The 6,029-nt window shown below is 54.9% G+C and carries 2 tRNA genes and 3 rRNA genes; all 5 read right to left on the bottom strand.

Going from position 1 to position 6,029, the window contains the following annotated elements:
* Window positions 1–223: 223 nt before the first annotated feature.
* Window positions 224–338 (bottom strand): 5S ribosomal RNA (rrf, locus tag OS124_RS0100220).
* A 103-nt stretch (window positions 339–441) separates the two neighbouring features.
* Window positions 442–3,274, bottom strand: a 23S ribosomal RNA gene (locus tag OS124_RS0100215).
* Window positions 3,275–3,678: 404 nt separating this feature from the next.
* Window positions 3,679–3,754, bottom strand: a tRNA-Ala gene (locus OS124_RS0100210).
* 157 nt (window positions 3,755–3,911) lie between these two features.
* A tRNA-Ile gene (locus OS124_RS0100205) sits at window positions 3,912–3,988 on the bottom strand.
* A gap of 160 nt (window positions 3,989–4,148) precedes the next feature.
* A 16S ribosomal RNA gene (locus tag OS124_RS0100200) occupies window positions 4,149–5,610 on the bottom strand.
* Together the 16S, 23S and 5S rRNA genes with 2 tRNA genes alongside form the textbook arrangement of a ribosomal RNA operon.
* Window positions 5,611–6,029 lie beyond the last annotated feature (419 nt).

The raw sequence follows: 6,029 nt of genomic DNA, 5'->3' as shown, positions 1-6,029 counted from the left end.
TCCGGTTTGAGCGGTCGGCCTTCTGGGGATCACGCGGTTTCAGGGTCGTTCAGCTGTCCCGGAGGTCGCGGGGCGGTGGCTTGGCCGGAATGCCGGGCGTGGGCGGGGTTGCTTTGCGCGGATGTGTGCGCGGACGTGTGTGGCGCATGTGCTTGAACGCAAAAACCGACCGTCCTTTCGGGCGGTCGGTTTTGTTTTGTCATCGTTATTGGATTTTTACTAGGTCTGGCGGCGACTTACTCTCCCACGACTTAAGCCGCAGTACCATCAGCGCGACGGCACTTAACTTCCGGGTTCGGGATGGGACCGGGTGTTTTGCTCGTGCTATGACCACCAGACCGAGTAAAAATCCAACTTAGAGAGATATCGTTCAACGTGTCCGAGTAGTGTTTTTGGTGTGTCTGTATGACTTCGATCAGTAGGGATTGTCTTCTACTGGATCGGGTCAAGCCTATCGGGCCATTAGTACCGGTCAACTGAATGCATTGCTGCACTTACATCTCCGGCCTATCGACGTGGTGGTCTACCACGGCCCTCAGGGATACCTTGTTTTGAGGGGGGCTTCCCGCTTAGATGCCTTCAGCGGTTATCCTTTCCGATCATAGCTACCCAGCACTGCTATTGGCATAACAACTGGTCCACCAGTGGATCGTTCACCCCGGTCCTCTCGTACTAGGGGCAACTCCTCTCAAGTATCCTACACCCACGGCAGATAGGGACCGAACTGTCTCACGACGTTCTAAACCCAGCTCACGTACCTCTTTAAACGGCGAACAGCCGTACCCTTGGGACCTGCTCCAGCCCCAGGATGAGATGAGCCGACATCGAGGTGCCAAACACTGCCGTCGATATGGACTCTTGGGCAGTATCAGCCTGTTATCCCCGGCGTACCTTTTATCCGTTGAGCGATGGCCCTCCCACTTGGGACCACCGGATCACTATGGCCGTCTTTCGACTCTGCTCGACTTGTCAGTCTCGCAGTCAGGCTGGCTTCTGCCATTGCACTCAACGAGCGATTTCCGACCGCTCTGAGCCAACCTTCGCGCGCCTCCGTTACGCTTTAGGAGGCGACCGCCCCAGTCAAACTACCCGCCACACAGGGTCCCGGATCCGGATAACGGACCGCGGTTAGACATCAAGCAGAACAAGGGTGGTATCTCAAGGAAGGCTCCACAGGAACTGGCGTCCCTGCTTCGAAGCCTACCACCTATCCTGCACATGTTGTGCCTGATGCCAGTGTGAAGCTGTAGTAAAGGTGCACGGGGTCTTTCCGTCTAACCGCGGGAAGCCTGCATCTTGACAGGCAATTCAATTTCGCTGAGTCGATGTTGGAGACAGCGGGGAAGTCGTTACGCCATTCGTGCAGGTCGGAACTTACCCGACAAGGAATTTCGCTACCTTAGGACCGTTATAGTTACGGCCGCCGTTTACCTGGGCTTCAATTCAGAGCTTGCACCCCTCCTTTTAACCTTCAGGCACCGGGCAGGCGTCAGACCCTATACGTCGTCTTGCGACTTCGCAGAGCCCTGTGTTTTTAGTAAACAGTCGCCACCCCCTGGTTTGTGCCCCCGGATCCAAGTTGCCTTGAACCCGGGCCTCCTTCTCGCGAACTTACGGAGGTATTTTGCCGAGTTCCTTCAACATCGTTCTCTCAAGCGCCTTGGTATGCTCTACCAGTCCACCTGTGTCGGTTTAGGGTACGGTCTTAAAGTGGGGCTATTTCCAGGAACCTCTAAGCGGCCCCTCCAATCCGATAAGGAGGAACAACCTTCGAGATCCGTCACCACCACACGGCCCAGGAATATTAACCTGGTTCCCATCGCCTACGCCTTTCGGCCTCGGCTTAGGGGCCGGCTTACCCTGCTCAGATTAGCTTTAAGCAGGAACCCTTGGACTTTCGGCGAGAGTGTCTCTCACACTCTTTGTCGCTACTCATGTCATCATTCTCGCTAGTGATCTCTCCACCGGATCCCTCACAGGCCGGCTTCACAGAAAGCTTCGAGCCTTCAATACCTTCCGGAGAAGGTGAAGAAGGCATGAAGCTATGTCACACTACGCTCCGCTACCATACGCTATGCGTATCCTCAGCTTCGGCTCATGGCTTGAGCCCCGTTACATCTTCGCCGCAGGACGTCTTGATTAGACCAGTGAGCTGTTACGCTATCTTTAAAGGATGGCTGCTTCTAAGCCAACCTCCTGGTTGTTATGGACATCCCACCTGCTTTCCCACTTAGCCATGAATTGGGGGCCTTAGCTGGAGGTCAGGGTTGTTTCCCTCTCCACTACGGGCGTTAGCACCCGCAGTGTGTCTGCCATCTAGTACTCCCGGGTATTCGGAGTTTGGTTAGGATCAGTAAGCCTGTGGGGCCCCATTACCCATCCAGTGCTCTACCCCCCGGGGTATTCGGATGACGCTCTACCTAAATAGATTTCGCGGAGAACCAGCTATCTCCGAGTTTGATTGGCCTTTCACCCCTAGGCACAACTCATCCCGACCTTTTTCAACAGGTGTGGGTTCGGACCTCCAGTTGGTGTTACCCAACCTTCATCCTGGTCATGCCTAGATCACTCGGTTTCGGGTCTGATCCCACGAACTCAACGCCCTATTAAGACTCGCTTTCGCTGCGCCTACACCTATCGGCTTAAGCTTGCTCGTGAGACCAAGTCGATGACCCATTATACAAAAGGTACGCTGTCAGGTCGCAAGGACCCTCCAACTGATTGTAGGCGTTCGGTTTCAGGTACTGTTTCACTCCCCTCGTCGGGGTGCTTTTCACCTTTCCCTCACGGTACTGGTTCGCTATCGGTCAGCAAGGAGTACTTAGCCTTCGAAGGTGGTCCTCCGATCTTCAGACAGGATTTCACGTGTCCCGCCCTACTTAATACGTCCCATCGAGCTACCCATACGGGACTGTCACCCACTATGGTCTGCTTTTCCAAACAGTTCTGGTCACTCTCAAGGCTCGGCTGGTCCCCGTTCGCTCGCCGCTACTAGGGGAGTATCAATTGATTTCCTTTCCTCCGGGTACTTAGATGTTTCAGTTCCCCGGGTTTGCTCTTCAAACCCTATGTATTCAGGTAAGAAGTACCTGGTTATGCGTGATATAGGCTGCCGCGAACGGCAATTATATCAAGCATTCAGGTGGGTTGCCCCATTCGGAGATCCATGGATCAAAGCTTATTCTCAGCTCCCCATGGCTTATCGCAGAGTATCACGTCCTTCATCGCCTCTTGCTGCCAAGGCATCCACCAAACGCCCTTCTCGCGCTTGATCCGATCCAGAAGAAGACATTCACATGTCGCGAGCTACGCGGGCTGGTTCGTCCGCTGGCTCTCTGTTCTGGATCAGAAGTCATACATTTTCCCGCCAGGACTGTCGTCCTGACTGTGAGCAACCGAAGTTGCTCTGGTTAGTGTACTTGACTTGGACAACACTCATTCTTTGCGAAGAAGCATACGGGCGGAAGGCTTGGCGTCCTTCTCAACCGCTCGCCGTTCCCGAAGGTCTGGCACTTCAACGTCCCGGTCCGCTCACTTGCGGGGGGAGATGAGGTTGATTGATATCTCTCTTTACGATGTCAAATGCTGCCTCCGAAGAAACAGCAACGTCCGATTGGACGGGCAAGAACCAGAACCCGGTGCTTGCCGATCAAATCGAACGCTCTTTGCTTGAGTAAGTGGTGGAGCCTAGGAGGATCGAACTCCTGACCTCCTGAATGCAAATCAGGCGCTCTCCCAGCTGAGCTAAGGCCCCAACGTTGAATGCTCCAGCATTCAACGAGTGCGACAGCGTATTGCGAAGCAATGCGCGAGAGGCACCCGGTGCAATCCTGGGAGCTGTCTGGCGTTCGGGACATTCGACTGCGTCGAATACCCTACCGCCTCCTGACCTTTGCTTCGCAAAGGCAGGTTGGTGGGTCGAGGAGGACTTGAACCTCCGACCTCACGCTTATCAGGCGTGCGCTCTAACCACCTGAGCTACCGACCCTAAGGTGATCCGTATCGGATCCGCAGGTCGATGACCTGAACCACTTGTTCTGAAGAGATATGAGGACGGCCTGGACCGAGTTTGTCGAGCCCCAAAGGAAGGGCTCTTCTGCTAAGTGATCCACGAGATCAGCAAGCTGATCTGCTAGGATCATCCTTAGAAAGGAGGTGATCCAGCCGCAGGTTCCCCTACGGCTACCTTGTTACGACTTCATCCCAGTCGCTGAGCCTACCGTGGCCGGCTGCCTCCAAAAGGTTGGCGCACCGTCTTCGGGTAAACCCAACTCCCATGATGTGACGGGCGGTGTGTACAAGGCCCGGGAACGTATTCACCGCGTCATGCTGTTACGCGATTACTAGCGATTCCGACTTCATGCCGTCGAGTTGCAGACGACAATCCGAACTGAGACATCTTTTTGGGATTAACCCACTGTAGATGCCATTGTAGCACGTGTGTAGCCCAACCCGTAAGGGCCATGAGGACTTGACGTCATCCACACCTTCCTCCCGCTTATCACGGGCAGTTTCCATAGAGTGCCCAGCCGAACTGCTGGCAACTAGGGATGTGGGTTGCGCTCGTTGCCGGACTTAACCGAACATCTCACGACACGAGCTGACGACAGCCATGCAGCACCTGTCACTAGGTCACCGAAGTGAAAGCCAAATCTCTCTGGCGGTCCTAGGATGTCAAGGGTTGGTAAGGTTCTGCGCGTTGCTTCGAATTAAACCACATGCTCCACCGCTTGTGCGGGCCCCCGTCAATTCCTTTGAGTTTTAATCTTGCGACCGTACTCCCCAGGCGGAATGCTTAATCCGTTAGGTGTGTCACCGACAAGCATGCTTGCCGACGACTGGCATTCATCGTTTACGGTGTGGACTACCAGGGTATCTAATCCTGTTTGCTCCCCACACTTTCGCACCTCAGCGTCAGTATCGAGCCAGTGAGCCGCCTTCGCCACTGGTGTTCCTCCGAATATCTACGAATTTCACCTCTACACTCGGAATTCCACTCACCTCTCTCGAACTCAAGACTACCAGTATCAAGGGCAGTTCCGGGGTTGAGCCCCGGGATTTCACCCCTGACTTAATAGTCCGCCTACGCGCGCTTTACGCCCAGTAATTCCGAACAACGCTAACCCCCTCCGTATTACCGCGGCTGCTGGCACGGAGTTAGCCGGGGTTTCTTTACCAGGTACTGTCATTATCATCCCTGGCGAAAGAGCTTTACGACCCTAAGGCCTTCATCACTCACGCGGCATGGCTAGATCAGGCTTGCGCCCATTGTCTAAGATTCCCCACTGCTGCCTCCCGTAGGAGTCTGGGCCGTGTCTCAGTCCCAGTGTGGCTGATCATCCTCTAAAACCAGCTATGGATCGTCGACTTGGTAGGCCATTACCCCACCAACTATCTAATCCAACGCGGGCTAATCCTTCTCCGATAAATCTTTCCCCCGAAGGGCGTATGCGGTATTACTCTCAGTTTCCCGAGGCTATTCCGCAGAGAAGGGCATATTCCCACGCGTTACTCACCCGTCCGCCGCTCACCCCGAAGGGCGCGCTCGACTTGCATGTGTTAGGCCTGCCGCCAGCGTTCGTTCTGAGCCAGGATCAAACTCTCAAGTTGAAACCAGCTTACGCTGATATCCTTGACGTTCGAACCTCTGCACATCTTGTGACCGGGAGGCTAGTCCCGGTCGTCTCTGTTTGTCTGTGCTTCGGGTTTCATCAGAAACCGAAAGCCGTCCAAACAGTGAAGCTGACACTCCATAATCGGCCGAAGCCTAGGAGCGCGATATACAGACGTCGATCATCGAAATGATCCAAACCGCCCACATATCTCTTCAGATACTCGCGATGTCAAAGAGCGTAGAGACAAAAACCAGACCAGTGCGCCCTAACTTGCGGCGCGCCCGCCCGATCAATCCTCTGAATTTCTTATCACCACCTCAGCTTCAGGTCCCTCAAGCAGCTCCGCTGCCCGCCGTCCCGTCCGCCTCCGTGGCGCCCGCCAGCGCCTCAGCGCCGCCGGTGAAGGGGGTTCTA

This window comes from Oceanicola sp. S124 (genome assembly GCF_000220565.1).
Lineage (GTDB): Bacteria > Pseudomonadota > Alphaproteobacteria > Rhodobacterales > Rhodobacteraceae > Pseudooceanicola.
Note: the sequence above shows the minus strand (reverse complement) of the source record. Positions and strands in the feature narration are given on the sequence as shown.